This is a genomic window from Melghirimyces profundicolus (assembly GCF_003054245.1).
GTDB lineage: Bacteria > Bacillota > Bacilli > Thermoactinomycetales > DSM-45169 > Melghirimyces > Melghirimyces profundicolus.
The window spans coordinates 1-2,278 of the sequence record NZ_QBKR01000059.1 but is presented as its reverse complement, the minus strand read 5'-3'; the positions used below and the strand labels follow the sequence as shown (position 1 = coordinate 2,278).

Below are 2,278 nucleotides of genomic sequence, written 5' to 3'. Positions count from 1 at the left end.
TTACGCGGAAGATCACTCAGAAGACCGGTGACATAACGTTCAAGGGTTTGCCGGGGTTCCTCCCGGCTAAAAACTTCACGATAGGGCTTCAGATCCATCAGTTCCGGGACGGGTTGACGAATCGCTTTTGGAATACGTTTGGAATCCATGATCTACCACCTCGGAGACATCTTTCGACAAATCCGAGGTTTCATCCTTCAAGACTCAAAGCAGTACTAGAACGGTTGCATTTTTTTTACGACCATAAGTGTTGGCTGATTTAAGTGGCGAACAGCATTATTACTGGAAGAAATGTCATTCTCTACACTCGTCCAGGTTCCAATAATGTGTCTAGGGTCATTTTTCCTCACCTTTGCCACACCTGCGGGCCGTTTTTTCTCATCGAGTAGACTACCAACGACTTCTTCTTCCAGGCACAACTGAGTTTGTGCCCGCAAATCATTGTGAATTCCTGAAAGAACTATAACAAGCTTATAGCCGAGGTTATAGCTTTATTGATCAGTCCAGTAAAGTTGGCTGTTTTTCCGGACTGCACGTATCCTAAAACAAGCCCGCGTTTGTCAAAAGGGACGGTAGCAATAGGATTGGCCAATGATTTTAAAATCTCATCAGTAGAAAGGTCAATTTTTAATAACTTCCGCTGGCCACCCTTTTACTTCGGGAAAGATACTCACGATATCTGCGCCAAAAAAACATGTTTACCTTTGATTTGGGATCGTACCATCTATCCACAGGTTGTTCCCGCAAAACCGTCGGTTTGGGCAATTCAATGTCTACATTATGTTTTTCATATAACTCAACAGACCAACTCTCAAGAATCTGATCACTAATTTTCTTGTTCTTTACCGCATGTCTCGCCATCTCCAAAGCTGTTTCCATCGCACTCTCGACTTCCTGTCCTGAGTCCTTCAGGAGGTTGAAATTGTAGGAAAAACACTGCTCGAAAAATTGTTTATCCTGATTGCTCATATTTCAAAACCCCTCTTTCAAAATGTGTTGCATTGTCCGGCGATTAAAACGATCCATAGCTGGTTGAGCCAGCAAAACATCTATTAACTTTTCTTCATTCTCAATAAACTCCTGCTCCCGGTAAAAAGCTGCCAATTGCAAAATAAAATCCGCATCAGCATCTTTATATGGTTGAACATTCTGCTCCTCCGCTTTCGGCACAACAAGAATGTTACTTGGTGAACCAAGCTGAACGAGTTTCAAATATGTATTCAAAATTCGTGCTGATTCATCATCGATTCGCTTTAACACCTCGTTCAGCAGAGGATGATTTCGGTTCAGGACAAACTGGGTCCCATCCTCCTGTTCTGATTGCTCCCAGGTATTTAAGCTGCCCTTAAACTTCTTGCTATGATTTGAACCCTGAGTTCGAAAGTAGTAAACATTTTTTGATTGGTCACGAGCTTGTCGAGCAATGGCCTTAAAACGTTCTTTTGCTTCCTCTGGAGGAATGACAGTAGACTTCTTAATATCAATCTGCCAGTCTTCACAGCAGTATTTGGTAAGTTGATGCGAATACGTGAAAGCTGGGAGAGAGCGTCTTTTGGGAATAGATTCAGCCAGTCCCCATAACGAAGAAGGCGATTCTCTCGGTATATATAAAAGCCTTGTTGATCGCGCCACCCTTTTGGCCCCCCTGCTTTTTCATATTCCTGAGAGTTCAAGTGGGATGCATGAGGTAACACATAGCTTTTTACTTCAATGCGTGTACCGTTTAAATTGATTATTTGCCGATTTCCTTCACGGGTAAAAGGATTATTACGTAAAAAGGGGTCCCATGCCTCAATAGGGATACCGTTAACTCGAATAATAAATCGGTCTTCTTCCATTAGCGCATGAAAAACAAAACTTATATGATCACGGATGTGACGTACTTTTGCGAGAAAACTCTTTTCTTGAATTATCCTACTCATCCCAGCTCTCATAAATCGGCCAGTTTGTCAATGCAAACAATGGTTCCGCTGTCTCCGGAAATATCTCCCATTCGCTCCCGGATTTCAGAGGGAATTGATGTGAACAGTTTCCATTCGTTACATTCAGATACGTAATCAAGATCCCAGCATCGTTCGAAATAAATATTATTTCGTTTTGTCAGAACGCTAAGCATTCCTGTAACAAAAGAATGGACGCTTTGAAAAAGGAAAGTACCTCCTGTTAGCATACGGGGTGTCAAGGCCTTGACCCCTCAATAACAAGGAGGTACTCACATGCAGTATAAGCAAAATCGAAAACTGGAGCAAATCACGGAATCGACGCTCATTGTTGGTGC

2 protein-coding genes are annotated in these 2,278 nt (G+C 42.4%); both read right to left on the bottom strand.

What is annotated here, in order from left to right:
* Positions 1 to 627: 627 nt before the first annotated feature.
* Positions 628 to 969 carry a hypothetical protein gene (locus C8P63_RS18635; protein ID WP_108026900.1) on the bottom strand — a complete coding sequence of 114 codons (342 nt, stop codon included), beginning with the start codon at positions 967 to 969 and terminating at the stop codon, positions 628 to 630.
* A 3-nt stretch (positions 970 to 972) separates the two neighbouring features.
* Positions 973 to 1,632 carry a hypothetical protein gene (locus C8P63_RS18630; RefSeq protein ID WP_108026897.1) on the bottom strand — a complete coding sequence of 220 codons (660 nt, stop codon included), beginning with the start codon at positions 1,630 to 1,632 and terminating at the stop codon, positions 973 to 975.
* Positions 1,633 to 2,278 lie beyond the last annotated feature (646 nt).

What these genes read in the sequence shown, in the direction of transcription:
- C8P63_RS18635 (WP_108026900.1), bottom strand. Translation starts at nt 969, where the DNA reads ATGAGCAATCAGGATAAACAATTTTTCGAGCAGTGTTTTTCCTACAAT.